This window comes from Aeromicrobium sp. Root344 (assembly GCF_001425755.1).
Lineage (GTDB): Bacteria > Actinomycetota > Actinomycetes > Propionibacteriales > Nocardioidaceae > Aeromicrobium.
On the sequence record NZ_LMDH01000001.1, the window covers coordinates 1,761,716 to 1,786,757 of the forward strand.

General features: G+C 69.1%; 25 protein-coding genes. 10 read left to right on the top strand and 15 right to left on the bottom strand.

The genetic code is table 11. The features are described 5' to 3' along the window. The first annotated feature begins 16 nt into the window (after positions 1–16). The gene (locus ASC61_RS08685) at positions 17–730 is read left to right on the top strand and encodes a TetR/AcrR family transcriptional regulator (protein ID WP_200935413.1); all 714 of its coding nucleotides are present in this window, start codon (positions 17–19) and stop codon (positions 728–730) included. Here ASC61_RS08685 and ASC61_RS08690 read toward each other — a convergent pair whose 3' ends face one another. Then, positions 731–1,447 carry an SDR family oxidoreductase gene (locus ASC61_RS08690; RefSeq protein WP_056211001.1) on the bottom strand — a complete coding sequence of 239 codons (717 nt, stop codon included), beginning with the start codon at positions 1,445–1,447 and terminating at the stop codon, positions 731–733. 96 nt (positions 1,448–1,543) lie between these two features. On the opposite strand from ASC61_RS08690, the gene ASC61_RS08695 reads away from it, so the two are divergent. Continuing rightward, the gene (locus tag ASC61_RS08695) at positions 1,544–2,098 is read left to right on the top strand and encodes a TetR/AcrR family transcriptional regulator (protein WP_200935414.1); all 555 of its coding nucleotides are present in this window, start codon (positions 1,544–1,546) and stop codon (positions 2,096–2,098) included. Here ASC61_RS08695 and ASC61_RS08700 read toward each other — a convergent pair. After that, on the bottom strand, positions 2,095–2,658 hold the full coding sequence (locus ASC61_RS08700) for a TetR/AcrR family transcriptional regulator (protein ID WP_056211005.1): 564 nt from the start codon (positions 2,656–2,658) through the stop codon (positions 2,095–2,097). The genes ASC61_RS08695 and ASC61_RS08700 overlap by 4 nt on opposite strands. Before the next feature lie 92 nt (positions 2,659–2,750). Here ASC61_RS08700 and ASC61_RS08705 point away from each other — a divergent pair, with 92 nt between their 5' ends. Further along, positions 2,751–3,179, top strand: a complete 429-nt coding sequence (locus ASC61_RS08705; RefSeq protein ID WP_056211008.1) for an organic hydroperoxide resistance protein — start codon at positions 2,751–2,753, stop codon at positions 3,177–3,179. A gap of 3 nt (positions 3,180–3,182) precedes the next feature. Here the strand turns inward: ASC61_RS08705 and ligD are convergent, their stop codons facing one another. Beyond that, a complete protein-coding gene (gene ligD / locus ASC61_RS08710) occupies positions 3,183–4,148 on the bottom strand; it encodes a non-homologous end-joining DNA ligase (RefSeq protein ID WP_056211010.1) in 966 nt (321 codons plus the stop codon). A 16-nt stretch (positions 4,149–4,164) separates the two neighbouring features. Beyond that, a complete protein-coding gene (locus tag ASC61_RS08715) occupies positions 4,165–5,001 on the bottom strand; it encodes an SCO6745 family protein (protein ID WP_056211012.1) in 837 nt (278 codons plus the stop codon). A gap of 49 nt (positions 5,002–5,050) precedes the next feature. Here ASC61_RS08715 and ASC61_RS08720 point away from each other — a divergent pair, with 49 nt between their 5' ends. Next, the gene (locus tag ASC61_RS08720) at positions 5,051–6,094 is read left to right on the top strand and encodes an NADP-dependent oxidoreductase (protein WP_056211014.1); all 1,044 of its coding nucleotides are present in this window, start codon (positions 5,051–5,053) and stop codon (positions 6,092–6,094) included. A gap of 3 nt (positions 6,095–6,097) precedes the next feature. Here ASC61_RS08720 and ASC61_RS08725 read toward each other — a convergent pair whose 3' ends face one another. Continuing rightward, positions 6,098–7,312, bottom strand: coding sequence for a hypothetical protein (locus tag ASC61_RS08725; RefSeq protein WP_056211016.1), 1,215 nt, complete (start codon positions 7,310–7,312; stop codon positions 6,098–6,100). 106 nt (positions 7,313–7,418) lie between these two features. Further along, positions 7,419–7,766 carry a helix-turn-helix transcriptional regulator gene (locus tag ASC61_RS08730; RefSeq protein WP_056215475.1) on the bottom strand — a complete coding sequence of 116 codons (348 nt, stop codon included), beginning with the start codon at positions 7,764–7,766 and terminating at the stop codon, positions 7,419–7,421. Between the two features lie 131 nt (positions 7,767–7,897). Here ASC61_RS08730 and ASC61_RS08735 point away from each other — a divergent pair, with 131 nt between their 5' ends. Next, positions 7,898–8,284 carry a MerR family transcriptional regulator gene (locus ASC61_RS08735; RefSeq protein ID WP_056211017.1) on the top strand — a complete coding sequence of 129 codons (387 nt, stop codon included), beginning with the start codon at positions 7,898–7,900 and terminating at the stop codon, positions 8,282–8,284. Beyond that, positions 8,281–9,267 carry an aldo/keto reductase gene (locus ASC61_RS08740; protein WP_056211019.1) on the top strand — a complete coding sequence of 329 codons (987 nt, stop codon included), beginning with the start codon at positions 8,281–8,283 and terminating at the stop codon, positions 9,265–9,267. Before ASC61_RS08735 ends, ASC61_RS08740 begins: the two co-directional genes overlap by 4 nt. Positions 9,268–9,351: 84 nt before the next feature. Here the strand turns inward: ASC61_RS08740 and ASC61_RS08745 are convergent, their stop codons facing one another. Together ASC61_RS08745 and ASC61_RS08750 are read right to left on the bottom strand one after the other, a co-directional pair. Then, positions 9,352–9,987, bottom strand: coding sequence for a DUF2461 domain-containing protein (locus tag ASC61_RS08745; RefSeq protein WP_268750610.1), 636 nt, complete (start codon positions 9,985–9,987; stop codon positions 9,352–9,354). Positions 9,988–9,996: 9 nt separating this feature from the next. Further along, complete coding sequence (locus ASC61_RS08750) at positions 9,997–10,839, bottom strand: helix-turn-helix transcriptional regulator (RefSeq protein WP_056211021.1); 843 nt, start codon at positions 10,837–10,839, stop codon at positions 9,997–9,999. Positions 10,840–10,940: 101 nt separating this feature from the next. Between ASC61_RS08750 and ASC61_RS08755 the strand changes: the two genes are divergently transcribed. Continuing rightward, the gene (locus tag ASC61_RS08755; protein ID WP_056211023.1) at positions 10,941–11,945 is read left to right on the top strand and encodes an aldo/keto reductase; all 1,005 of its coding nucleotides are present in this window, start codon (positions 10,941–10,943) and stop codon (positions 11,943–11,945) included. A 209-nt stretch (positions 11,946–12,154) separates the two neighbouring features. On the opposite strand, the gene hppD is transcribed toward ASC61_RS08755, so the two are convergent. Further along, positions 12,155–13,354 (bottom strand): 4-hydroxyphenylpyruvate dioxygenase, encoded by a 1,200-nt coding sequence (gene hppD, locus ASC61_RS08760; protein WP_056211025.1) that lies wholly within the window; start codon positions 13,352–13,354, stop codon positions 12,155–12,157. Positions 13,355–13,477: 123 nt separating this feature from the next. On the opposite strand from hppD, the gene ASC61_RS08765 reads away from it, so the two are divergent. Then, on the top strand, positions 13,478–13,975 hold the full coding sequence (locus tag ASC61_RS08765) for an Lrp/AsnC family transcriptional regulator (protein WP_235503520.1): 498 nt from the start codon (positions 13,478–13,480) through the stop codon (positions 13,973–13,975). 40 nt (positions 13,976–14,015) lie between these two features. Here ASC61_RS08765 and ASC61_RS08770 read toward each other — a convergent pair whose 3' ends face one another. From ASC61_RS08770 to ASC61_RS08795, 6 genes are all read right to left on the bottom strand, one after another. Beyond that, the gene (locus tag ASC61_RS08770; RefSeq protein WP_056211027.1) at positions 14,016–15,182 is read right to left on the bottom strand and encodes a pyridoxal phosphate-dependent aminotransferase; all 1,167 of its coding nucleotides are present in this window, start codon (positions 15,180–15,182) and stop codon (positions 14,016–14,018) included. A gap of 18 nt (positions 15,183–15,200) precedes the next feature. After that, the gene (mmsB, locus tag ASC61_RS08775) at positions 15,201–16,484 is read right to left on the bottom strand and encodes a multiple monosaccharide ABC transporter permease (RefSeq protein WP_056211029.1); all 1,284 of its coding nucleotides are present in this window, start codon (positions 16,482–16,484) and stop codon (positions 15,201–15,203) included. Beyond that, positions 16,481–18,004: a multiple monosaccharide ABC transporter ATP-binding protein gene (gene mmsA, locus ASC61_RS08780; RefSeq protein ID WP_327019491.1), complete on the bottom strand. Its 1,524-nt coding sequence runs from the start codon at positions 18,002–18,004 to the stop codon at positions 16,481–16,483. The genes mmsB and mmsA overlap by 4 nt, the downstream gene beginning before the upstream one ends. Positions 18,005–18,100: 96 nt before the next feature. Further along, entirely contained in the window at positions 18,101–19,177 is a 1,077-nt protein-coding gene (gene chvE, locus ASC61_RS08785; RefSeq protein ID WP_056211033.1) for a multiple monosaccharide ABC transporter substrate-binding protein, read from the bottom strand. 101 nt (positions 19,178–19,278) lie between these two features. Then, positions 19,279–20,946: a ribulokinase gene (araB, locus tag ASC61_RS08790; protein ID WP_056211035.1), complete on the bottom strand. Its 1,668-nt coding sequence runs from the start codon at positions 20,944–20,946 to the stop codon at positions 19,279–19,281. A gap of 154 nt (positions 20,947–21,100) precedes the next feature. After that, complete coding sequence (locus ASC61_RS08795; RefSeq protein WP_056211037.1) at positions 21,101–22,129, bottom strand: LacI family DNA-binding transcriptional regulator; 1,029 nt, start codon at positions 22,127–22,129, stop codon at positions 21,101–21,103. 198 nt (positions 22,130–22,327) lie between these two features. On the opposite strand from ASC61_RS08795, the gene ASC61_RS08800 reads away from it, so the two are divergent. Both ASC61_RS08800 and ASC61_RS08805 read left to right on the top strand, forming a co-directional pair. After that, the gene (locus ASC61_RS08800) at positions 22,328–23,791 is read left to right on the top strand and encodes a DUF1800 domain-containing protein (protein WP_082530545.1); all 1,464 of its coding nucleotides are present in this window, start codon (positions 22,328–22,330) and stop codon (positions 23,789–23,791) included. Next, entirely contained in the window at positions 23,788–25,041 is a 1,254-nt protein-coding gene (locus ASC61_RS08805; RefSeq protein WP_056211041.1) for a DUF1501 domain-containing protein, read from the top strand. The genes ASC61_RS08800 and ASC61_RS08805 overlap by 4 nt, the downstream gene beginning before the upstream one ends. Position 25,042: the final 1 nt, after the last annotated feature.

Below are 25,042 nucleotides of genomic sequence, written 5' to 3' on the forward strand. Positions count from 1 at the left end.
TGGTTGGATGTGAGTCATGGCACCTTCGCGACAGCGCCCCGAACCGCGGCGTCCTGGGCGGCGGCAACGCGCCTCGCACTCGATGGAAGCCGTCCTGACGGAGGCCGTCGCGCTGCTCGACGAGGCTGGGGACGGCGCACTGACCTTCCGCGCCCTCGCGGCCCGGCTGGGCACTGGTGTCGGCAGCATCTACTGGTACGTCGCCAGCCGCGACCAGCTCCTCGACCGCGCCACGGATCACGTCGTCGGTCAGCTGTTGGCCGACGTCCAGGAGCACTCCGACGGCGACGACGCCATCGACGACCTGAGAACCATCGCCCTGATGATGTTCGACGCGATCGCCGCCCGGCCGTGGCTGGGCGCCTACTTCATGCGCAACTCCCTGCTCCAGCCCAACACGCTGCGCCTCTACGACCTGCTGGGCCAGCAGGTGCTGCGGCTCGAGCTCACGCCGCGCCAGAGCTTCCACGCCGTCTCGGCGGTCGTCGGGTTCACCGTGGGGGCTGCGGCCGACCTGGGACAGGAGCCGCCGCAGGAGATCCTCGACGGCAGCGTGGGCCGCGAGGAGTACCTCGCCCTGTTCGCCGACATGTGGCGGGCACTCGACCCGGACGAGTACCCGTACGTCCACCAGATCGCGGACGAGTTCGCGCACCACGACGACGCCGAGCAGTTCCGCGCGGGCCTCGACCTGCTGCTGGCCGGGCTCCGGCAGCAGGCCCGTCGCTGATCAGACGGGCTGGGCCGCCAGCTGCGAGTAGACCGCCTCGATCGGCAGACCCGGCGCGGCCTTGGCCTGGTGGCTGACCTCGTCGGCCAGGACCTCGAAGTCGCCGGCCTCGATGCCGTCGAGGGCGGACTTCACGACGTCGGCGGGGTCGGACTTCGGCGCGTCGACGCCGGCCACCATGTCGGTGTCGACATAGCCGACGTGCAGCCCGACGACCTGGACGCCGCGGGGCGCGAGCGCGAGGCGCAGGCCGTTCGTGGCGCTCCAGAGCGCGGCCTTGGTCGGCTCGTACGTGCCGCCGAACGAGACCCACGACAGGGCCGAGTGCACGTTGAGGATGACGCCGTTGCCGTTGTCGGCGATGCGGTCAGCCAGGAGCGACGCGAGGCGCAGCGGGCCGAAGTAGTTGGTCTCGAACTCCTGGCGGATCGCGGTCTGGTCCGCGGTCAGGAGCGGTCCGCCGGCCACGATGCCGGCGTTGTTGATCAGGACGGTCACGTCGGGCGTCGCGGCAACCGCAGCGTCGACGGAGGCGGCGTCGGTCACGTCGAGCTGCAGCGCGACGACCCGCGGGTCGCTGGTGTCGATCGTCGAGGCGTCGCGGGCGGCCGCATAGACCTTCGTGGCGCCGCGCTCGAGGAGCTGGGTGACGTACTCCTTGCCCATGCCGCGGTTGGCTCCGGTGACGAGGACGGTCTGGTTCGCGAGTGCGGTCATGATGATTCCTTGAGGAGAGAAGTAAACAGGTTGGTGTACTTCTGCAATGTACACAGGTCGGTTTACTTTTCGCAACCAGCCGCCTATCCTGATGTGGTGACGACGACGAAGAGCAAGCCCCGCGAGCGGTTGCTGGCTGCCGCCGAGGAGCTGTTCTATCGCGAGGGCGTCCACCTCGGCGTCGACCGGTTGTGCGAGGTGGCGCAGGTGTCGAAGCGATCGATGTACCAGCACTTCGGCAGCAAGGACGAGGTCCTCGTCGAGATGCTCAAGGCCCGTGCGGCGCACGTCATGGCCGGGCTCGACACAGACCCGGACGCCGCGCCCCGTGATCGGATCCTGACGGTGTTCGACTCGCTCCACGCCCAGGCGTCGACCCCGGACTTCTTCGGCTGCCCGTTCGTGAGCGTGGCCACGGAGCTCAAGGATCGCGAGCACCCGGCCAGCATCGCGGCGAAGGGCTACAAGCTCGAGCTCACGGCCTTCTTCGAGGAGCAGGCCAGGCTCGCCGGCGCGACCGACCCCGAGATGTTGGCGGTCCAGCTCACGATGATGTTCGACGGTGCGGGCGCCTACAGCGTGGTCCGGGGCGGTGCGTCGCCGGCGGCTCGCTCGGCGGTCGAGGCGCTGCTCGCCTCACAGGGGATCTAGCGGCCCATGACGGCGCGGCCCGCCGTCACGAGTGTGGCCGCGACCGACGTCGGTGAACCCCCGACGTAGCCGGCGACCATCGCGCCGTCGCGCAGCATCATGAGCTGCTCGGCCTTGCCGTCGACGTTGTCGACGCCGAGCTGGTCGAGCAGCTCACGGAACTGGCCGATCAGCCAGGCGCGGTGATCACGCACGACGCGACTGCCCGGATGGTCGCCGGGCAGCTCGGCGGCGGCGTTGATGAAGGCGCAGCCGCGGAAGCCCGGCTGGCACATCACCGAGCCGACCGCCTCGGCGTACCACTCGAGCACGCCGGCCGGATCGTCGGGAAGCTCGGCGCGCTTGGCGGTGAGCGCGTCCTCGACGGCCGCGACCTGCTGGGCGAGATAGCTCGTGACGAGGTCGTCCTTGGTGGGGAAGTGCCGGTAGAACGTGACCTTGGAGACCCCGGCCTCGGCGATGAGCCGGTCTGCGCTGACCGCGCGGATGCCGTCGGCGTAGTAGCGACGGCTCGCGGCGTCCAGGATGCGCTCGCGCACGGGGGATGCGGTGCTCGGCATCGTCACACTCCTTCGGGTTGTCATCGTGCCACGATCGTGCTTTGATTCATGTAGACGTACTAGTTAGTCTACCTCAATCCCCAGGAGTTCACATGCCCGAGCAGATCCTCTACACCGCAGTCGCCACCTCGACCGGCGACGGCCGCAACGGTCACGTACGTTCGAGCGACGGCATCCTCGACACCGAGGTCCGCTTCCCGGTCGAGCTGGGTGGCGCGGGCGGCGCGACCAACCCCGAGCAGCTGTTCGCGGCCGGCTATGCCGCGTGCTTCCACTCCGCCCTCAAGTCGAGCAAGTCGCAGCACGGCGTCGACGTCACCGACTCGGCCGTCACCGCCGAGGTCGGCATCGGCCCCAACGGCCTCGGCGGGTTCGGCCTGGCCGTGACCCTGCGCGTCGAGCTGTCGGGCGTCTCGCAGGAGGACGCCGAGAAGGCCGTCGCGGTGGCGCATGAGTGGTGCCCCTACTCCAACGCGACCCGCGGCAACATCGACGTCATCCTCGACGTCGAGGTCGGCTGAGGCTCAGTCCTCCGGGTCGACCGGCGGCTCGGCGCCTTCGCGCTCGTCCCGGTCGGCCCACTCCAGCAGCGGTGCGATGTCGAAGACCGCCTCGTCGATGCCGGCGTGGAGGTCGCCGAGCTCGGCGAAGCGCGCAGGCACGGTCTCGATCGTGAAGTCGTGCGGGTCGACGTCCTCGACCTCGTCCCAGCGGATCGGCGTCGACACGCGGCCGTCGGCAAAGCCGCGCACGGAGTAGGCGGCTGCGATCGTGTGGTCGCGGGCGTTCTGGTTGTAGTCGACGAACAGCTGCGCCGGGTCACGGTCCTTGCGCCACCACGTCGTCGTGACGTCGTCGGGCGCGCGGCGCTCGACCTCCCGGGCGAACGCCAGCGCCCCACGGCGTACGTCCTTGAACTCGTGCTCGGGCTTGATGCGTACGTAGATGTGCAGGCCGTTGCCGCCTGACGTCTTGGGGAACCCCGTCGCGCCGAGCTCGTCGAGCACCTCCTCGGCGACCCGGGCGACGCGCTTGACCGTGGCGAAGTCGCACTCCGGCCCGGGATCGAGGTCGATGCGCCACTCGTCGGGCTTCTCGACATCGGCCTTGCGGCTGTTCCACGGGTGGAACTCGACGGTCGACATCTGCACGGCCCAGATCACCGACGCGAGTTCGGTGACGCAGAGCTCGTGCACGTCGCGGTCGTAGCGGGGGAAGTGGACGCTGACGGTCTTGACCCAGGGCGGGGCGCCCGACGGCAGCTTCTTCTGGTGCACCTTGTCGCCGGCGAGGCCCTTGGGGAAGCGGTGCAGCATGCACGGTCGCTCATACAGCGCGTTGACGATGCCGTCGCCGACCGCGAGGTAGTAGTCGACGAGGTCGAGCTTGGTCCAGCCCCGCTCGGGGAAGTACACACGATCGGGGTTGCTCACGCGCACGACCTTGTCGTCCACCTCGATCTCCACCGCGGGCGACGATGCCTTGGCCATGCCCCCACCGTATGACCTACGGTCGCCGCACGCCTGTGGGATTGGGGTACGCGACGGCGCCGGATGCCTCGACGGCGCGGGCCAGGGCGAGCAACGGCTCCTCGATCGTGATCATCCGGCCGGTGGCCTCGCGGTCGATGCCGGCTGCACACACCCGGTCCGTCGTGTCCTCGACCTGTTGGCGGGCGGCCCGGCCGGTGTCGGTGATCGTGCCGTCGGCGCCGACCCACCCGCGCGTCGCCAGCCGGCTGACCGCCGCCGCCCACTCGTCCTCGGTCCAGCCGCGCATGGTGCGCTGCTGGTCGCTGGCGAGGCCTGCGGCGACGGCGAGGGCGTTCGCCGCGGCGCCGTCGAGGCCGGCGGAGGTCAGCACCGCGACGTGGCAGTCGCCGCGATACTCACGCAGCGTCGTGGCGGCCTGCCAGATGCGGCCGATGTCATCATCGGGCTCGGGCAGTGAGTGGTGCGCGGCAGCCAGCGGCTTGCCGGCGAAGTCGATGCCGCGGGTGATCGCCGAGAGCTCCTTGGCCAACCGTGCGGTGTCCGCGCCGTCGGTCGCCGGCGCGAGTGTGTCGCGCGCCAGGCCGTACCTCGTCGCCAGCACGTCGTCGCGCGACGCCATCGACCACGCATCGGGCAGCGCTCGGGTCACCATGCGCGGGGCGAAGCCGTGGAACAGCGCCACGACGAGCTCGGGTGCGGGGGTGCCGACGGCCGCCGAGCGCGACGCCATGTAGCCCATCCAGTAGCCCTTGAGGCCGATCGCCTCGTAGCGCTGCTTGGTGTCGGGAGCGAAGTAGACGACGTCGTGCACCGCCTCGATCGCGCGCCAAAAGGTCGTGCCGTGGGTCATGGCCCCATCCTGTCAGGCCGGCTGGGAGCCGCCGGTACGGTCGACCTTGATGACTGACACAGCGCAGAACACCCGCGTCCTGCTGGCCTCCCGCCCTCACGGCGAGCCGACCTCGGACAACTTCACGATCGAGTCCGCCTCGATCCCCGCACCCGGTGAAGGTGAGGTCCTGCTCCGCACGATCTACTTGTCGCTCGACCCCTACATGCGCGGCCGCATGAGCGCCGCCAAGTCGTACGCTGCACCGTTCGAGGTCGGCGAGCCGATGCAGGGTGGGATCGTCGCCGAGGTCGTCGAGTCGCGTGCCGACTCGCTCCGACCGGGCGACATCGTGCTGGCCTACGGCGGCTGGCAGACGTACGGCGTGGCGTCGGCCTCGCACGTGCGCAAGCTCGATCCCACCCAGGCGCCGGTCTCGACCGCGCTGGGGGTGCTCGGAATGCCGGGCTTCACGGCGTACGCCGGACTGCTCGAGATCGGCCGGCCCCAGCCGGGCGAGACCGTCGTGGTGGCCGCGGCGGCCGGACCGGTCGGCTCGGCCGTCGGTCAGATCGCGCGCATCAAGGGCGCTCGTGCGGTCGGCATCGCGGGCGGTCCCGCCAAGGTGGCCTGGCTCGAGGAGCTCGGCTTCGACGTGGCGCTCGATCACCGCTCGCCGACCTTCGCTGATGATCTCAAGGCCGCCGTGCCCGACGGCATCGACGTCTACTTCGAGAACGTCGGTGGGCACGTGTGGGACGCCGTCCTGCCGCGCCTCAACACGTACGCCAGGGTGCCGGTGTGCGGGCTCGTCGCGCACTACAACGAGACTGAGCCGCCGGCCGGCCCGGACCGGTCGGTGCGACTGATGACCTCGATCCTGACCAAGGGCCTCACGGTGCGCGGCTTCATCCAGACCGAGTTCGTCACGACGCACCAGACGGCGTTCCAGGCGGACGCTGCCGGCTGGTTGCGCGACGGCTCGCTGCGCCATCGCGAGGACGTCGTCGACGGGCTCGAGAACGCACCTGAGGCGCTGGTCGGCCTGCTCAAGGGCAGGAACTTCGGCAAGCTGCTCGTGCAGGTCGGCCCCGACCCGACCCGCACGAGCTAGCTCCTACTGCAGGGTCATCCGGGGTTCGCCGGCCGAGGTGAGCCCGGTGCCCGTACGCACACAGGACCCGCTCCTGGGCGCGCCGGCGTTGTAGGCCTGGCGGACGCACGAGCGGGTCGCGAGCTGGCCCCAGTAGTTGGGGTGCAGCGACTCCTGGATGTAGTACGGGCTGCTGCCGGCGGTCGTCACGGTGCGGATCTGGTTGACCCACTCCGTACGGTCGACCGCCGTCGGCGCCGTCCAATTGGCCAGGCCGACCTCCTCGTAGAGGCCGACCCCGCCCTCGCACAGCCGCCGGCCGTTGAACGTCGACGACAGGTTGAGCGTCCTGGCGTTCGTGATCCCGGCCTGGCTGATCGCGCCGGTCACGGTGCTGTTGATCGTCGGGAGAGCGGTGTTGTTGGCCCAGTCGGCGTCGGCGTTCCAGAAGCCACAGCCGCCGGTGTTCTGCCGCGTGTAGCCGCTCTCGCTGTAGCGGAACCCCGAGCCGTTCGGCACCGGCGACGGGTAGTTCTGCACCAGCAGCGTCCACGAGCTGTCGGCATAGCCGGCGTTGCGCATCGCGGTCCGGACATTGGCGTACGCGTTCGCGATCCGCGTCTTCACCAGGGAGACGTTGCTGGTCGTGAAGTTGGCGACGACGCTGCTGTCGTCCTTGCAGTAGTCCTTCCACCAGCTCGGCGACGTCAGGAAGTCGGTGACGCACGACTGCACGACGCTCGCGAAGTTGAAGTCGTTGCCCCCGATCGACACCGCGACCATCCTGACGTTGTGGGTCGCGGCGAACTGCTGCAGCATCAGGGCCTGGCCCTGCTTGCCGGCGCCGTTGTCGTAGAAGTCGAGTCCGGGCTTGAAGTCGCTGCCGTCCGACGTCGCGGTCTTGGCGCCCGAGCACGCGAGGTTGAGACCCTGCACGCCGCCGCCGATGTAGATCTCGGCGCTCTTGCTGCGGTGGCACCGGTTGATCTGCTCGGCGGTGTTGGAGGCGTTGTCGAAGTACGCGGTGCCGCCGCCCGCGTCCGACCGCGCCGAGCTGTCGTTGGACGAGCCAGCCCAGCGCCCGGCCTCACCGGAGATGTAGGAGTCGCCGACCGACACGACGTACGGGGTCCCGCTGCCGGGACCGTCGGCATGGGCCGGTGCGGCCACGACGGTGAGGGTGGCGAACGCGAGACTCAACGCGACGAGGAGTGGACGTGCTCGGGTGACCAGCGACATGCGGTGCCTCCTAGGCGGACGTGCTCCCTCCGACCCAGCGGGTCCGGATCGAACCTAGTGGCGCACGTCACACTTTGGGAAGACCTAAATTACTTCTCGGTAGCAGTCAGCGGCGCAGCGGCCGGGTCAGCACCTTGGCGATGCACGCCGGCACGCCCTCGTCGTCCCCGTGGTCGCGGGCCCGATAGGCACTCGGGCTCTCGCCGACGAGCTCGGAGAACCGGGTGCTGAACGTGCCGAGCGAGGCGCAACCGACCTCGAAGCAGACCTCCGTGACGGAGAGGTCGCCCCGCCGGAGCAGGGCCATGGCCCGCTCGATGCGCCGGGTCATGAGATAGCCGTACGGCGTCTCGCCGAACGCAGCGCGGAAGCTGCGCGAGAAGTGGCCGGGCGACATCAGGGCGACCCGGGCCAGGGCCTCGACGTCGAGCGGCTTCGCATACTCGCGGTCCATCGTGTCGCGTGCCCTGCGGAGCAGGACGAGGTCCTCGTTCGCCACGCCACCATGATCGCATCCCGCTGCCGCTCCTTGAGCCGGTCGAAAGGATTTGACCTGGAGTGCGCTCCAGGGTTCATGCTGAACGCATGACTGTGACAGAGGTTCCCGCCGGGGGCGTGACGATCAGCGCGGCCGCCGAGCTGAGCGGGCTAACCGTCGACACCCTGCGCTACTACGAGAAGGAGGGCTTGTCCCTCCGCCGCCCGGGGCGGTCCGCGTCCGGGCAGCGTCGCTACACCGAGGAGGACGTGCGGTGGCTCGGCACGCTCGTCATGCTGCGCCGCACCGGCATGCCGATCCGCGACATCCGCCGCTTCGTCGACCTCTACCGCACCGAGGGCAGCGAGGCGCAACGGCTCGCGATCCTCGAGGCGCATCGCGAGCACGTGCTCGAGGAGCTGAACGAGGTGCAGACCCACCTCGACGCGATCAACCGCAAGATCACTTACTACAAGGAGCTGGTGAACGGATGAAGACCACCGCATGGGGCGCCCAAGGCCTCGAGGCCAGCGTCGAGGGACTCGGCGCGATGGGGATGTCGGCGTTCTACGGAGACCGTGACGACACGGAGTCGACCGCGACTCTCAACCGCGCGCTCGACCTCGGTGTCACGATGATCGACACGGCCGAGATCTACGGCCCGTTCCTCAACGAGCGGCTCATCGGGCGCGCGATCGGCAGCCGCCGTGACGAGTACGCGATCGCGACCAAGTTCGCCACCCACATCGAGGACGACGGCACGATGGGGCCGCCCGACGGCAGCCCGGCGTACGCCCGCAAGGCGGTGGAGCGCTCGCTGAAGAACCTCGGCATGGAGACGATCGACCTCTACTACCTGCACCGGGTCGACCCGAACGTGCCGATCGAGGAGACCGTCGGTGCGATGGCCGAGTTCGTCACCGAGGGCAAGGTCCGCTACCTCGGGCTGTCCGAAGCGGCGCCCGAGACGATCCGGCGCGCGCACGCGACGCACCCGATCACCGCGGTCCAGACGGAGTACTCGCTGTTCGAGCGCAGCCCTGAGGTCAACGGCGTGCTCGACACGACGCGGGAGCTCGGCATCGAGTTCGTCGCGTACTCACCACTGGGTCGCGGCGTGCTGACCGGTGCCATCGCATCACCCGACGACCTGCCGGCGGACGACTGGCGGCGCAACATGCCGCGCTTCGGTGAGTCGAACCTGACGCACAACCTCGCGGTCGTCGACAAGGTGCGAGCCCTTGCGGGTGCCAAGGGGGTGACGCCGGGCCAGCTCGCCCTGGCCTGGGTCGTGCACCAGGACGGAGTCGTCGCGATCCCCGGCACGAAGCGTCGGACGTACCTGGAGGAGAACGTCGCCGCGGTCGACGTGGAGCTGTCCGACGCGGACCTGACGGCGCTCGCCGATGCGGCGCCCGTCGGCGTCACCCAGGGCGAACGCTACGACGAGGCCGGCATGCGGGCGGTCCACGTCTGACCCGGCCGACAGCCAACTTTTGAAGCGTTGCGCAGGTTCAAGCGCGGCTTTTCCTGCGCAATGCTTCAAAAGTCGGCGGGCTGACTAGCCCTTGGCGTGGTGCAGGACCCACTCGACGAACGGCGTCGCCTCGCGCCAGTCGGCACGTACGCGCTCGAGCAGCTCGGGCGTGTGGATGAACGGCTCGAAGCCGTAGCTCTTGCCGAGCGTCATCGACTTGTGGCGCAGGAGCTCGATGCGCGGGTGGTCGACGTCGAAGCCTCGCGGAGCGGTCTTGAGCCGGTCGCCGCCGAGCTCCCAGCCGGTCGCCTGCATCGTCGCGAGGATGTCCTCGAGCTCGCCGCCGCGCCGCTTGTCGACGATCGCGTCGCGGATGCTCGCGAGCCGGGGCGACGACGCCTCGTAGAACCCGACTCCGACGCGTACGCCGGGAGCGCCGACCTGCACGTAGTAGCCGGTCGACGGGCCCTTGGGCACGAAGGCGCCCTGGTGTGTCTTGTAGGGCGTCTTGTCCTTGGCGAACCGCACGTCGCGATAGGGCCGGAAGACCTTGGCATCGCCGAACTCGTCGGCCAGCCCGGCGACGAGTGCCTTCATGGGAGCGGCCACCGCCGCGTCGTACGTCTGCCGGTGGGCTTCCCAGTAGGTCTTGGTGTTGTCCATCTCGAGGTCGTCGTAGAAGTCGAGGGCCTCGACAGGGAATCCGGTGAACTCAGGCACCTTGCGAGGCTACTTCGTGACCGCGACGTCCTGCTCGCCCAGCACCCTGAGCAGCTCGAGCTTGCCGTACGTCTCGGTGCCGGGCGCGGCGCTCAGGATCACCAGGCTCTGGCCCTCCTCGGCCGTGGCCATGGTCTCGCAGTCGACCTCGAGGAGGCCCACCCGCGGGTGGATCAGTCGTTTCGTCATGGGGTGCCGGAGCCCGACCTCGTGGCGCTCCCAGAGCGCCGTGAACTCCTCGCCGGTCGCCAGAAGTGCGTCGAGCAGCGCGACCACGTCCGGGTCCTTGGGCCGCCGTGACCACGTGGCACGGACCTCCGCGACGCGGATGCGGCTGTGCTCGGCCTGCTCCTCCGGCGGCACGGCTCTGGTCTCGGGCTCGGCGAACCAGCGCCAGGTCCAGCTCGCCTCGACCCCGGTGAGCCCGCTGCGATCGCCCTGCAGGAGCCGCGACATCCGGTTCTGCGCCAGCACCACGCCGAGGTCGGAGATCACGAATGCGGCACAGTCCTCGAGCTGGTCGATGACCCGAAGCAGCACCGGGCGCACGTACGTCGAGGAGGCGCTGCGATCCGGCGCCGCGTGGCCCGCCAGCCGATAGAGGTGGTCGGTCTCGTCGTCGGACAGGCGGAGCGTACGGGCGAGGGCGCGCAGCATCTGGACCGATGGCTGTGGGCTGCGAGCCTGCTCGAGCCGGGCGTAGTAGTCCACCGACATCCCGGTCAGGTGGGCCACCTCTTCGCGACGGAGCCCGGCCGCGCGGCGACGCGGTCCGACCGAGAGGCCGACGTCGGCGGGCTGCAGTGCCTCACGACGGCGGCGGAGGAAGTCGGCGAGCGAGCTGCGATCCATGCCTCCATCATCGCGCGCGCTCGCAACCGTAAACAGGGATCGGCAGTCCGTGGCTGAACGCTCCTCTTTTGCGGTCGCGGAGCCCGACGCAGGCTGGACGCATGACGACTTCGACACTGACCACCAAGACCCTTGGCACCCTCGGCTCGACCCCCGCGATCGGGCTCGGCCTCATGGGGATGTCGGCTCTGTACGGGCCCACCGACCGCGACGAGAGCATCGCGACGATCCACGCGGCGCTCGATGCCGGCGTGACGCTGCTCGACACGGGCGACTTCTACGGCATGGGGCACAACGAGCTGCTGCTGGCCGAGGCGCTGACGGGCCGCGACCGTGACACCGTCGACATCAGCGTCAAGTTCGGCGCCCTCCGTGGTCCCGACGGCGGCTGGTACGGCTTCGACGCGCGGCCCGGCGCCGTGAAGACCTGGCTCGCGTACTCGCTCCAGCGCCTCGGCACGGACCACATCGACATCTACCGGCCGGCGCGCCTCGACCCCGACGTGCCGATCGAGGACACCGTCGGGGCGATCGCCGAGATGATCGAGGCGGGGTACGTCCGGCACATCGGTCTGTCCGAGGTCGGCGCCGAGACGATCCGCCGCGCCCACGCGGTGCACCCCATCGCCGACCTGCAGATCGAGTACTCGTTGATCTCCCGTGGCCTCGAGGGCGAGATCCTCGACACCTGCCGCGAGCTCGGCATCGGCGTCACGGCGTACGGCGTGTTGTCCCGTGGCCTGATCAGCGGCCACTACGCACCCGACCAGGTGACGGTCTCTGACTTCCGTTCGCACACTCCGCGATTCCAGGGCGAGAACCTCACCCGCAACCTCGGGCTCGTCGAGGCGCTGCGCGGTGTCGCGTCGGACGCCGGGATCACCGTGGCGCAAGCCGCGATCGCCTGGGTCGCCTCCCGCGGTGACGACATCGTCCCCGTCGTCGGCGCCCGTACGCGTGAGCGGCTCGCCGAGACACTCGGCGCCGCCGCGGTGACGCTGACCGACGAGCAGCTCGCGGCGATCGAGGCCGCGATTCCGCTCGACCAGGTCGCCGGCACCCGCTACGCCGCCGAGCAGATGGCGATGCTCGACAGCGAGAAGTAGGACGGCGGTCAGTTGCGGCGGGACTGGCGGCGCTCGACGAGCGGATAGATCGCCCACGCGATCAGGAGCGCGAGCACCTCGACGAGCGCTCCGACCACCATCTCAAGGTTCGACATCGTTTCCATGGCTCTGCCCTTCCCCCGATCCGCATGACACGTCTCACCTTCGAGTGTGTCGCGGCAGCCCAAATCCGCAAGGGCGCGAGGCGTTCAGAAGTTGCCGCGCAGCGCCTGCTCCCGCTCGATCGCCTCGAACAGCGCCTGGAAGTTGCCCTTGCCGAAGCCGAGCGAGCCGTGCCGCTCGATGAGCTCGAAGAACACCGTCGGCCGGTCGCCGATCGGCTTGGTGAAGATCTGGAGGAGGTATCCGTCCTCGTCGCGATCGACGAGGATCCCGCGCTTCTGCAGCTCCTCGATCGGCACGCGGACGTTGCCGATGCGCTCACGCAGCTCAGGGTCGGTGTAGTACGACTCCGGGGTGTCGAGGAACTGGATGCCCGCCGCGCGGAGCCGGTCGACGGTGTCGAGGATGTCGTTGGTCGCAAGCGCGAGGTGCTGCGCGCCGGGGCCACGGTAGAACTCGAGGTACTCGTCGATCTGCGACTTGCGCTTGCCGATGGCCGGCTCGTTGAGCGGGAACTTCACGCGATGGTTGCCGCTGGCCACGACCTTGCTCATCAGCGCGCTGTACTCGGTCGCGATGTCGTCGCCGATGAACTCGGCCATGTTGGTGAAGCCCATGATGCGGTTGTAGAAGTCGACCCACTCGTCCATGTGGCCCAGCTCGACGTTGCCCACGACGTGGTCGAGGGCCTGGAAGATCCGCTTCGGCGCGTCAGCGGGACGTGCGTAGGTCGAGCGCCGCTCGACGTAGCCGGGCAGGTAGGCGCCGGTGTACGCGTGGCGGTCGACGAGGGTGTGGCGCGTCTCGCCGTACGCCGCGATCGCCGCGAGACGCACCGTGCCGTGCTCGTCGGTCAGGTCGTGCGGCTCCTCGAGGATCGTCGCGCCCTGGGCGCGGGCATGGTCGATGCACGTGTCGACGTCGGGCACCTCGAGGGCGATGTCGATGACACCGTCGCCGTGCGCGCGGTGGTGGTCGAGGATCGGGCTGTCGGGGTCGACGCCGCCCTTGAGGACGAACCGCACGGCCCCGCTCTCCATGACGTACGCATGGTGGTCGCGGTTGCCGGTCTCGGGGCCGGAATAGGCGACGAGGTCCATGCCGAACGCGGACTGGTAGAAGTGCGCGGCCTGCGTGGCGTTGCCGACGGCCCACACGACGGCATCCCAACCGGTGACCGGGAACGGGTCGGTCGTGGTGTCGTACTCGACGAGGCCGACGAGCTGCTTGAGCTGGTCGAGATCGAGGTGGGCAAGACGTTCCGCGTCAGTCAGGTCGAGGGTCATGGGACCCACATCAACGCATCATGGCGAGATGGGCAAGCGATGCAGTCGTCGGTGGTCACTTGTGCTACATGAGGCCGGTAGTCTGAGAGATACCTCGGCAATCTGCATACTTCGGAGGCGATCTTGGACCAGCTCGACATCGCACTGGTGGAGGCGATGCGCGAACATCCGCGCGTCGGCGACCTCGAGCTGTCCCGCATCACCCAGGTCGCCCGCGCGACGGTGCAGTCCCGGCTCGCCAAGCTGGAGCGCACCGGGGTCATCACCGGCTACGGCCCCGACGTCGACCTCGTCGCCGCCGGCCATCCGGTGCTGGCGTTCGTGACGCTCGAGATCGCGCAGGGATCGCTCGACGCCGTCACCGACGAGCTCGACTCGTTGCCCAACGTGCTCGAGGCCTACGTCACGAGCGGCACGGCTGACGTGGTGTGCAAGATCGCCGCGACCTCGCACGAGGACCTGCAGGCGACGCTGCTGCACATCAGCAAGTCGGGCTCGGTCGTGCGCTCGACCAGCGTCATCGTGCTGTCGGAGCTGGTCCGCCCGAGGGTCCTCCCGATGTTGAGGAAGGGCGCCGAGGGCAGCACCTCCAGAGCCCCCGCATACCGCCAAGTTTTGTGACGGAACTCGTCACCCGGTACGTCGGTGGTGACGAGTTTCGTCACAAAACTGGGGGGCGCAGGACTTTCAGGCGCTTCAGCGCCTCTTCGATGATCTCCGGGCGTTTGCAGAAGGCCCAGCGGACCAGGGGACGGCCCGCGTCGACGTCGTCGTAGAACACCTGGTGCGGGATCGCGACGACGCCGGCGAGCCCGGGCAGCGTGCGGCAGAACTCCACCCCGTCAGCGAAGCCCAACGGCCTGATGTCGGTCGTCGCGAAGTAGGTGCCCTCCGGCACGAACACCTCGAACCCGATCTCGGCGAGCCCGTCGCACAACAGGTCTCGCTGCGACTGCAGCCGGTTGCGGAACGTGTCGAAGTACGCGTCGTCGGCGCCGAGCGCGTGGGCGATGGCCGGCTGCAGGGGCGAGCCCGACGTGTACGTGAGGAACTGCTTGGCGCCGATCATCGCCTGCACGAGCGACGCCGGCCCGGTGGCCCACCCGATCTTCCAGCCCGTGAACGAGAAGCTCTTGCCGCCGCTGGAGATCGTGAGCGTACGTCCGACCATGCCGGGCAGCGTCGAGATCGGGAGGTGCGGGATGCCGTCGAACGTGAGGTGCTCGTAGACCTCGTCGCTGATCACCACGAGGTCGTGCTCGATCGCCACGGCGGCGATCGCGTCGAGCTCCTCGCGGCGCAGCACCGTGCCCGTCGGGTTGTGCGGCGAGTTGAGCAGGATCGCGGTCGTCCGCGGCGACACCGCGGCCCGCAGCTCGTCGACCGGCAGCCGGAAGTCCGGCGCCCGCAACGTCACGGGCCGGCGCACCCCACCGGCCATCTGGATCACCGCGACGTACGAGTCGTAGTAGGGCTCGAGGACGATGACCTCGTCGCCCGGGTCGACCAGCCCGAGCAGCGCCGAGGCGATGGCCTCGGTCGCGCCGGTGGTGACGCCGACCTCGGTGTCGGGGTCGACGTCCACTCCGTAGAAGCGCTTCTGGTGGGCCGCGATCGCGTGCCGCAGCTCCGGCACTCCGGTGCCGGGGGCGTACTGGTTGCGGCCGCCCCGCAGGGCGTCCACCGCGACCTCGATCACCTCGGCCGGGCCGTCCGTGTCCGGAAAGCCCTGGCCGAGGTTGACCGCGCCGGTCCGCAGCGCGAGCGCACTCATCTCGGCGAAGATCGTGGTGCCGAGACCTGACAGGCGCGCGCTGGACGTCCTCATGCGCCCGATCCTAGGTGCCTAGGTGCGGACCTCTTCGGTCCCCGGCACCTCTGCCTGCTGTATCTCCTCGACCAGGTCGTCAGGTGGTGGCGCCGTCGCGGACGCGTCCTCGGACCCTGCACCACCGCCGACCGACGTCCGCTTCTTGTTCCAGACGTCGAACGCGACGGCGGCCAGCAGCACGAGGCCCTTGACGACCTGCTGCCAGTCGATCGAGATGCCGCGGAGCGACATGCCGTTGTTGAGCACACCCATGACGAAGCCACCGATGATGGCGCCCACCACCGTGCCGACGCCACCCGTGACGGCGGCACCACCGATGAACGCCGCGGCGATCGCGTCGAGCTCGAAGTTGGTGCCGGCCTTGGGGTTGGCTGCGGTGAGGCGTGCCGCGGTGACCATGCCGGCCAGCGCGGCGAGCAGTCCCATGTTGGTCATCACGAGGAAGTCGACGCGGCGCGTGCGTACGCCCGACATCGTGGCCGCGTCGACGTTGCCGCCGATCGCGTAGATGTGCCGGCCGACCACGGTGCGCTCCATGACGAAGCTGTAGATGCCGATCAGGACGAACAGGATCAGGCCGACGACGGGCAGGCCGCGGTACTGCGCGAGGACGTACGAGAAGCCGAAGATCGCCGCGACGATCACGATCAGCTTGGCGTAGAACAGCGGCAGGGGCAGGACCTCGAAGTTGTAGCGGAGTGCCGACGAGCGCTTGCGGAACTCGAGGAACACGAGGAACGCGGCGAGCAGGAACGCGATCACGAGCGTCAGGTTGGCCAGCCCGGTGTCGGGCCCGACCTCGGGCAGGAACCCGTTGCCCATCGACTCGAAGCCGCCCGGCAGGTTGCCGACCGTCGCGCCGTCGAGCACGACGAGCGTCAGGCCGCGGAACAGCAGCATGCTCGCGAGCGTGACGATGAAGGCGGGGATGCCGACGTACGCGACCCAGAACCCGTGCCACGCGCCGATCGCCGCGCCGAGCAGCAGGCACAGGATCACCGCGATGGGCCAGGGCATGTCCCACTTGGTCATCATGATCGCCGCCACGGCGCCGACGAATGCGGCGACAGAGCCGACCGACAGGTCGATGTGGCGGGCGATGATGACCATGACCATGCCGATCGCGAGGATCAGGATCGCCGCGTTCTGGGTCAGCAGGTTGGTGACGTTGAGCGGCTTGAGCAGCACGCCGTCGGTCCAGATCTGGAACAGCACGACGATCGTCACCAGGGCGATGACCATGCCGTACTGCCTCACATTGCCTCGCAACAGGCCTTTCATGGTGCTTGCGGTGCTCATCGTCCTACCTCTTGTCCGTGTGTCGTGGTCATGTGGCGCATCAGGGTCTCCTGGTCGGCTTGCGCGCGGTCGAGCTCACCGGTGATGCGGCCCTCGGCGAGCGTGTAGATGCGGTCGCAGAGTCCGAGCAGCTCCGGCAGCTCCGAGGAGATGACGATGATGCCGCGGCCCTGCTTGGCGAGGCGCTGGATGACGCCGTAGATCTCGTACTTCGCGCCGACGTCGATGCCGCGGGTCGGCTCGTCGAGGATCAGCACCTGGGGATCGGTGTACATCCACTTGCTCAGCACGACCTTCTGCTGGTTGCCGCCCGAGAGCTTGGCGACCCCTTCGTTGACGCTGGGCGTCTTGATGTTCATGCTGCTGCGGTAGCGCTCGGCGACGACGACCTCCTCGCGCTGGTCGACGGTCATGCCCTTGCGGAGCTTGTCGATGCCGGCTGACGTGACCGAGCGCTTGATGTCGTCGAGCAGGTTGAGCCCGAGCGCCTTGCGGTCCTCGGTGAGGTACGCGATGCCGGCGTCGATCGCGGCGTGCACCGACTTGAGGTGCAGCTCCTTGCCGTCGAGGATCAGCTGGCCGTCGATGCGGCTGCCGTACGACCGCCCGAAGATGCTGCGGGCGAGCTCGGTGCGGCCGGCGCCCATGAGCCCGGCGATGCCGACGATCTCGCCGCGGTGCACCGCGAGGTTGGCGTCCTTGATGACGGCCCGGGAGCCGTCGAGCGGGTGCATGACGGTCCAGTTGCGGACCTCGAGGAGCACGTCGCCGATCTCCGGCTCGTGCTCGGGGAAGCGGTGCTCGAGGTCTCGGCCGACCATGCCGCGGATGATGCGGTCCTGGTCGACCTTGTCCTCGGCGACCGCGAGGGTCTCGATCGTCCGGCCGTCGCGCAGGATCGTGATCTCGTCGGCGATCTGCTCGATCTCGTTGAGCTTGTGGGAGATCATGATCGACGTGATGCCCTTGGCCTGCAGGCCCTTGAGCAGCCCGAGCAGGTGCTGGGAGTCGTCGTCGTTGAGGGCTGCGGTCGGCTCGTCGAGGATCAGCAGCTTGACGTCCTTGGACAGTGCCTTGGCGATCTCGACCAGCTGCTGCTTGCCGACGCCGAGGTGCTTGACCGGCGTCAGGGGGTTCTCGGCCAGGCCGACGCGGGCCAGCAGGTCGATCGCCTGACGGTTGGTGCGGTCCCAGCTGATGATGCCGCCGGCCGCGTTCTCGTTGCCGAGGAAGATGTTCTCGGCGATCGACAGCTCGGGGATCAGCGCGAGCTCCTGGTGGATGATGACGATGCCGGCGGCCTCGCTCTGGCGGATGTCCTTGAACTCCACGACCTGGTCCTCGAAGACGATGTCACCGTCGTACGAGCCGTGCGGGTAGACGCCGCTGAGCACCTTCATCAGCGTGGACTTGCCGGCGCCGTTCTCACCGCAGATCGCGTGGATGTCGCCGGTCTTGACGGTCAGGTTGACGTCGTCGAGCGCGATGACGCCCGGGAACTCCTTGGTGATGGAACGCATCTCCAGGATCGGAGGTTTCATGGTGCGGTTGTCCTGTCGGTCCGGTGGGGGATGGCGCTGCGGGGCGCCCCTACGCAGAAGGGGCGCCCCACAGTCTCACTTGAGGTCGGCGTCCGTGTAGTAGCCGGAGTCGACCAGGACCTTCTGGACGCTGTCCTTGGTGACGGGCACCGGGTCCAGGAGGAACGACGGGACGACCTTCTTGCCGTTGTCGTACGTCGTCGTGTCGTTGACCTCGGGCTTCTTGTCAGCACCGATCGCCTTGATCATCGCGACCGTGACCTTGGCCAGCTCGCGCGTGTCCTTGAAGATCGTCGAGTACTGCTCGCCCTGCAGGATCGACTTGACCGACTGCACCTCGGCGTCCTGGCCGGTCACGACGGGCAGCGGCTTGCCGCTTCCGCTGTAGCCGTTGGCCTTGAGCGCCGCGATGATGCCGAGCGACAGTCCGTCGTACGGCGAGAGGACGCCGTCGACCGTCTCGCTGCTGTAGCTCTTGGTCAGGATGTCCTCCATGCGCTTCTGCGCCGTGGCGGGGTCCCACCGCAGGATCGCGGCCTGCTTGAAGCCGGTCTGGCCCGAGACGACCTTCATGTCGCCGGAGTCGATCATGGGCTGCAGGACCTTCATCGCACCGTTCCAGAAGAACGTCGCGTTGTTGTCGTCCGGCGAGCCGGCGAACAGCTCGACGTTGTAGGGCGCCTTGCCCTTGGCCTTGAGGCCGTCGACCAGGGACTGTGCCTGGAGCGTGCCGACCTTCTCGTTGTCGAACGTCGTGTAGTAGTCGACGGCCTCCGAGTCACGGATCAGGCGGTCGTACGCGATGATCGGGATGTCGCTGTCCTCGGCCTTCTGCAGCGTGTCGCCGAGCGCCGTGCCGTCGATCGCCGCGATGACGAGCATCTTCTCGCCCTTGGTGACCATGTTCTCGACCTGGTTGACCTGGGTCGGGATGTCGTCCTCGGCGTACTGGAGGTCGACCTTGTAGCCGGCCGCCTCGAGCTGCTTCTTGATGTTGTTGCCGTCGGCGATCCAGCGCTCCGACGACTTGGTCGGCATCGCGACGCCGATGGTGCCCTTGTCGCCGCCGCCTCCGCCATCACCGGAGCCGCCGCACGCCGTCAGGCTGAGCGCCACTGCGGCGCCCGCGACTGTTGCGAGAATCTTTCGCACTGATTTTCTCCTTCGTTGCTCGGACTGCAGGGGCTGTCCCTGTCCGTTTCCTTCATTTCCCTGCGCAGACGTCAAAGCCCCTGCGCGAGTCTGTGGGGTGTTCATCGGGCCGCCTCGCGCTTGCGCGCCTTGAGGCGGTGCATCACGTCGTCGCCACCGCGACCGAAGTGGTCGTGCAGCGCGCGGTAGTCGGCGTAGATCTCGTCGTAGGCCTGGGCGCGCGCCGGGTCCGGGACGTGGCGGTCGCGGTCGACCCGGCCCATCGCGTCGGACGCCGCCTGGACGTCGGGGTACGCCCCGGCGGCGACGGCCGCGTGGATCGCGGAGCCGAGTGCGGGACCCTGCTCGGACCCGATCGTCGACAACGGCAGGTTGAGCACGTCGGCGTAGATCTGCATCAGCAGGGCGTTCTTCTGCAGCCCGCCGGCGATGACGATCTCGCGCACCGGCACTCCGGCTTCGTCGAACGTCTCGACGATCAGCCTGGTGCCGAACGCCGTGGCCTCCAGCAGGGCGCGATAGACGTCCTCAGGACGCGTCGCCAGGGTGAGTCCGACGACGAGCCCGGACAGGTCGTGGTCGACCAGCACCGATCTGTTGCCGCTGTGCCAGTCGAGGGCCAGGAGGCCGTGCTCGCCGACGGCCTGCTGGGCGGCGAGGCGGCTGAGGTGCTCGTGCACCGTCACCCCCGCCTCGTCGGCCGCGCGGGCGACCTCGGCCGGCACCTGCTGCGTCGTGAACCACTCGAAGATGTCGCCGACCCCGCTCTGACCGGCCTCGTAGCCCCAGAGGCCGGGGGTGATGCCACCCTCGACGACGCCGCACATGCCGGGGACCTCACGGAGCACGTCGCTGTTCATGACGTGGCAGGTCGAGGTGCCCATGATCAGCACCATCTGGCCCGGGCCGATCGACTGCGCTGCGGGCGCGGTGACGTGGGCGTCGACGTTGCCGGCCGCCACCGCGATGCCGGGCGGCAACCCGGTGAGCGCCGCAGCCGCCGCGGTCAGCGAGCCGACGCGTTCGCCGAGCGCCGCCAGCGGGCGGTCGATCTTGTCGGTGACGAAGTCGGCGAAGCCCGGGTGCAGCTCGGCGAGGAAGTCGCGGCTCGGGTAGGTGCCGTCCTGCAGGATGCCCTTGTAGCCGGCGCTGCAGGCGTTGCGGGTCAGCGTGCCGCAGAGCTGCCAGACGATCCAGTCGGCAGCCTCGACGAAGTGCGCCGTGCGGGCGTAGACCTCAGGCGCCTCCTCGAGCAGCTGCAGTCCCTTGGCGAACTCCCACTCCGACGAGATCAGTCCGCCGTATCGGGCGAGCCAGACCTCGGAACGCTTGCGCGCCAGCTCGTTGAGCCGGTCGGCCTGGCCCTGTGCGGCGTGATGACGCCACAGCTTGACGTACGCATGGGGCTCGCCGGCCAGCCCGGGCACCTCGGAGAGCGGGGTGCCGTCCGCGGTGGTGGGCACCATGGTGCAGGCCGTGAAGTCCGTGGCGATGCCGATGACGGACGAGGCGTCGATGCCGGCCTGCTCCAGCGCGCGGGGCACGGCGACCTCGAGGACCTCGAGGTAGTCGGCCGCCACCTGCAGCGCCCAGTCGTGACCCAGCGGCGTGCCATCGGGCAGCTCACGGTCGAGCACGCCGTGCGCGTACGGGTGGACCGAGGAGCCCAGCTCCTGGCCGTCCGCGACCCGGACGACGAGGGCGCGGCCGGACTGCGTGCCGAAGTCGACGCCGATGACGACGGGACCTGTCGTGCCGGAAACGGGCATGCGCTGGCTCAACAGGCCCTCCTCCAAAGGCTTGATGTGAGCGCTCATGTGAACGCTCACATCACCGTAGTGTGCTGTGGATCACAAGGCACGTCAACCCCTCAGAGGGACCGATCTGAGATTTTCCTGAGTGACATCCTGTGCCGTTGCGGCGTCAGCGCTGGGCGGGCGGAGCGGTGGACTCGCGGACCACCAGCGTCGTCGGCACGAGGTCGACTGCGGGCTCGTTCTCGCCGTCGAGGACTCGGGAGAGCACCTCCATGACCCGCTGCCCGAGCGCGGGGAAGTCCTGCCGCATCGTGGTCAGCGGCGGCAGGAAGTAGCCCGCCTCGGGCAGGTCGTCGAAGCCGACGACGCTGACGTCCTCGGGGACGCGGCGCCCGGTCTCGCGCAGCGCGCGCAGCAGACCCAGGGCCATCTGGTCGTTGCCGACGAAGATCGCCGTGACGTCACGTTCGCGGGCCAGCGACAAGCCGGTGCGGTAGCCGCTCGCCGCACTCCAGTCACCGCCCCAGCGCAGCGGGGGGATGCGGCGCTTCTGGCTCTCCAGCTCGGCGCGCCAGCCGTCGCGGCGGGCATGCGCCTCGGCCCAGCCGTTGGGGCCGGACAGGTGGATCACGGTCTCGTGGCCCAGCTCCAACAGGTGCCGTGTCGCCAGCCGGCCACCCTCGAAGTTGTCGAAGCCGGCAGTCAGCGGCGTACGGGACATGTCGCCCTCGACGACGACCGTGGGGATGTCGAGGTCGAGGGAGTGCGCCTCTCGCAGGATCGTCTCGTGCGGCACGATGACGACCATCGCCTCGACGACCCGTTCCTGCAGGTCGGTCACCGCGGCGCGGAACGCCTCGCGCGACATCGACTCGACGTTGACCGTGGCGAGCCGGTACTCGGACTCGCGCGCCGCCGCTTCGAGCGCCAGCAGGACGTTGGCCGGTCCGAACTGCTCGGTGCCCCACGTGACGACGCCGACGGTGCGCGAGCGGCTGGAAGCCAGCAGCCGGGCGGCGAGGTTGCGCCGGTAGCGCAGCTCCTCGGCTGCCTGGAGAACCCGGTCGCGGGTCTCCGGGCGTACGCCGGGCATGCCGTTGATGACCCTGGAGACGGTCTGGTGCGAGACCCCGGCACGTTGCGCGACGTCCGCCATGCGCGGCACCCGTGGGCCGTCATGGGACGTCGGGGTCATGCGCAGATGCTAGTCGGTGGCGCGTGGCGAATTTTCCAACTCACGCACAACCGCGTGTTTGGTGCCTAGTCTTGGGACAGGTCAGGTCATGGCGACCCGTCCGCCGGTTTGGGAGAGCCGTCGGGCCGACCGATGGGCTGGGAGTCCCGTCGGAGCGTGGTCGCCACGGTCTCGTACTGACCGCACGGAGGGAGCACCGTGAGCACACGCGCGTCTGCGGCCGTGACGCCTGCCGTGCTGCCGTCGACGTGGCAGCACATCGCCAACCGGTTCAGCTTCGGGGTCGACGAGTCCCTCGCAGCAAGCGTCCGGTCGGCCGGCTCCGCCAACGCGTGGCTGCGCAGTCAGTTCGCCTGGAGCACGATCACGGACACCAGGTCCGCCGAGGTGATCTCGTGGTACCCCCGGCTGAAGGACTCCCCGTCCGCTGCGTGGGCCCGGGTCAAGGCCGACGAGCGCTCGGCGTGGGACTACGGCTTCGACTTCGCCTGCTACTCGATGGCCCGCAAGATCCTGAGCCGGCGGCAGGTGAAGGAGGTCATGGCCGACTTCTGGTCCAACCTGCTCTACATCCCGATGGGCGAGGACCGGTCGTTCCCGTGGCGCTACTCGTACGACAGCGTGATCCGGTCGCGGGCGCTCACCACGTACCGGAGCCTCCTGCGCGGGACGATCGTGCACCCGGCGATGTCGGGCTGGCTCAACAACAGCTCCAACACCCGGTCCGGCATCAACGAGAACCTCGGGCGTGAGCTCCTCGAGCTCTACACCGTGGGCCGGCCGTCGGGCTACGACGAGGACGACGTCAAGAACTCCGCCCGCCTGCTGACGGGATTCTCGGTGCGGGTGTTCGACGACTTCGCGGCGTCGTACTCCAGGGCCGACCACTATCGGGGCCGCGTACGGATCCTCGGGTTCACGCATGCCAACTCCTCGTCGGACGGGCGCCCCGCGGTCAATGCGTACCTCGACTACCTGGCTCGCCACCCGGCGACCGCCAAGCGGATCGCCCGCCGGCTCTGTGTGCGGTTCGTGTCGGACACCCCGTCGAGCAGCCTCGTCAACGCCGTCGCGAAGACATACCTCTCGTCGGACACCGACATCCGCGCCACGCTCTGGACGATCGCCAGGCATCCGGAGTTCCTCGCCGCCCAGCGCAAGAAGGTGCGCACACCCGTCGAGGACGTCGTCAACGTGGCCCGCGTCCTGGGCATGGCACCCACCGGCTCGTCGAGTGGCGAGTCGTTCGCGCAGAAGATCATCTGGATGTGCAACAACATGGGCCAGAACCCCTACACCTGGCCACGGCCGGACGGGTTCCCCGAGACGTCGTCGACCTGGACCTCGCCGGCGCGCGTGCTGCGCTCATGGGACATGCACTACAACCTCGCCGGCAACTGGTGGGGCTCGCAGGAGGTCACGCTGCCGGCCAGGGCCGACCAGCTGCCGACGCAGTGGCCGTGCACGCTCGGGCAGCTCGTCGACCACCAGTCGCGGATGCTGCTCGGTCGTGCGGCGTCCGGCCAGCTGCGCGCCGCCGTCGCGTCGGCGCTCAACCTGCCCGAGACGTACGCCGTGACGTCGGCGGCCAAGGTGACCGACTGGGGCTGGGTCGTCATCCGCGGCGCGGTGCTCAACACGCCGGAAGGAATGCTGCGATGAACCCCGTCGACGACTGCGGCTGCGGTGACTACGACGTGAGTCGTCGATCGCTGCTCAAGGCCGCCGGGCTGGCATCGATGGCCGGGGTGGCGACGTCGATGTTCGGCGACGTGCTCACCTCGACGGTCTTCGGTGCGTCCGACGCCAACGTGCTGGTGGTGATCTCGTTGCGTGGCGGCGCCGACGGGCTGTCGATGATGGTGCCGCACGCCGAGGAGGCCTACTACACCGCGCGCCCGACGACGGCGATCGCCAAGAACGCCCTGCTCCACGCCGACTCGACGTTCGGCCTGCATCCCTCGTTCGCCCCACTTGGTCCGATGTGGCTGCTGGGACAGGTCGCCGGCATCCACGCCGTGGGTCTGCCCGCCCCCAACCGCAGTCACTTCGAGGCGATGGAGACCCTCGAGGACGCCGATCCCGGCAGCTCTGCTCGCATCGGGTGGATCAATCGGATGGTGTCGGGCCTCGCCGAGTCGCCCGACGTGTTCGACGCGATGCAGATCGGCGACACCATCACTCCGACGTCGCTCGTCGGGCCGGCGCCGACGATCGCGACCGAGGCCTTCTCGGACCTGGCGATGCCGTTCTCGAAGGATCCCGTGATGAGGCAACGGGTCTCGGACAGTCTGCACGCGCAGTACGCCGCCCAGGGCGGACTGATCGGCGAGGCCGGGCTCGGTGCGATCACCCTGGCAGGTCGAGCGGTCGCGATCTCGGGCTCGGTCAACGCCGGCCCGCTCGCGGGGGTGCTCTACCCGAAGTACTCCGAGCTCGGCGCGGCGCTCTCGTCGACGGCCGGCTTGATCCGCGCCAACGTCGGGGTCAAGGCGGTCGCCGTGGACGCGGGCGGCTGGGACCACCACGTCGACCTCGGCTACCGGGTCAACGACACGGTCAAGGACCTGGCGCTGTGCCTCGCGGCGTTCTTCCTCGACCTCGGGCTGGATGCCGGCCGCGTCACGGTCGTCACCCTCAGTGAGTTCGGCCGGCGGCTCAAGGAGAACGGGTCGCACGGCGTCGACCACGGCTACGGCAACGCGGTGTTCGCGCTCGGCGCGGGAGTGAACGGTGGCTTCTACTCCCGCTGGCCGGGCCTCTCGGCCGGCACACAGGTCGACGGGGACCTCGCCGTCACGACCGACTACCGCAGCGTCCTGACCGAGATCCTGAGAGCCAGGTTCCCGGCCCTCGACACCAGCAAGGTGTTCCCGGGCATCTCGTACGCGCCGTTGGGCTTCATGCGCTGAC

Coding starts and splice junctions, on each gene's coding strand:
- ASC61_RS08685 (WP_200935413.1), top strand. CDS start 17: ATGGCACCTTCGCGACAGCGCCCCGAACCGCGGCGTCCTGGGCGGCGG.
- ASC61_RS08690 (WP_056211001.1), bottom strand. CDS start 1,447: ATGACCGCACTCGCGAACCAGACCGTCCTCGTCACCGGAGCCAACCGC.
- ASC61_RS08700 (WP_056211005.1), bottom strand. CDS start 2,658: ATGCCGAGCACCGCATCCCCCGTGCGCGAGCGCATCCTGGACGCCGCG.
- ASC61_RS08705 (WP_056211008.1), top strand. CDS start 2,751: ATGCCCGAGCAGATCCTCTACACCGCAGTCGCCACCTCGACCGGCGAC.
- ligD (WP_056211010.1), bottom strand. CDS start 4,148: ATGGCCAAGGCATCGTCGCCCGCGGTGGAGATCGAGGTGGACGACAAG.
- ASC61_RS08715 (WP_056211012.1), bottom strand. CDS start 5,001: ATGACCCACGGCACGACCTTTTGGCGCGCGATCGAGGCGGTGCACGAC.
- ASC61_RS08720 (WP_056211014.1), top strand. CDS start 5,051: ATGACTGACACAGCGCAGAACACCCGCGTCCTGCTGGCCTCCCGCCCT.
- ASC61_RS08725 (WP_056211016.1), bottom strand. CDS start 7,312: ATGTCGCTGGTCACCCGAGCACGTCCACTCCTCGTCGCGTTGAGTCTC.
- ASC61_RS08730 (WP_056215475.1), bottom strand. CDS start 7,766: ATGGACCGCGAGTATGCGAAGCCGCTCGACGTCGAGGCCCTGGCCCGG.
- ASC61_RS08735 (WP_056211017.1), top strand. CDS start 7,898: ATGACTGTGACAGAGGTTCCCGCCGGGGGCGTGACGATCAGCGCGGCC.
- ASC61_RS08740 (WP_056211019.1), top strand. CDS start 8,281: ATGAAGACCACCGCATGGGGCGCCCAAGGCCTCGAGGCCAGCGTCGAG.
- ASC61_RS08750 (WP_056211021.1), bottom strand. CDS start 10,839: ATGGATCGCAGCTCGCTCGCCGACTTCCTCCGCCGCCGTCGTGAGGCA.
- ASC61_RS08755 (WP_056211023.1), top strand. CDS start 10,941: ATGACGACTTCGACACTGACCACCAAGACCCTTGGCACCCTCGGCTCG.
- hppD (WP_056211025.1), bottom strand. CDS start 13,354: ATGACCCTCGACCTGACTGACGCGGAACGTCTTGCCCACCTCGATCTC.
- ASC61_RS08770 (WP_056211027.1), bottom strand. CDS start 15,182: ATGAGGACGTCCAGCGCGCGCCTGTCAGGTCTCGGCACCACGATCTTC.
- mmsB (WP_056211029.1), bottom strand. CDS start 16,484: ATGAGCACCGCAAGCACCATGAAAGGCCTGTTGCGAGGCAATGTGAGG.
- mmsA (WP_327019491.1), bottom strand. CDS start 18,004: ATGCGTTCCATCACCAAGGAGTTCCCGGGCGTCATCGCGCTCGACGAC.
- araB (WP_056211035.1), bottom strand. CDS start 20,946: ATGCCCGTTTCCGGCACGACAGGTCCCGTCGTCATCGGCGTCGACTTC.
- ASC61_RS08795 (WP_056211037.1), bottom strand. CDS start 22,129: ATGACCCCGACGTCCCATGACGGCCCACGGGTGCCGCGCATGGCGGAC.
- ASC61_RS08805 (WP_056211041.1), top strand. CDS start 23,788: ATGAACCCCGTCGACGACTGCGGCTGCGGTGACTACGACGTGAGTCGT.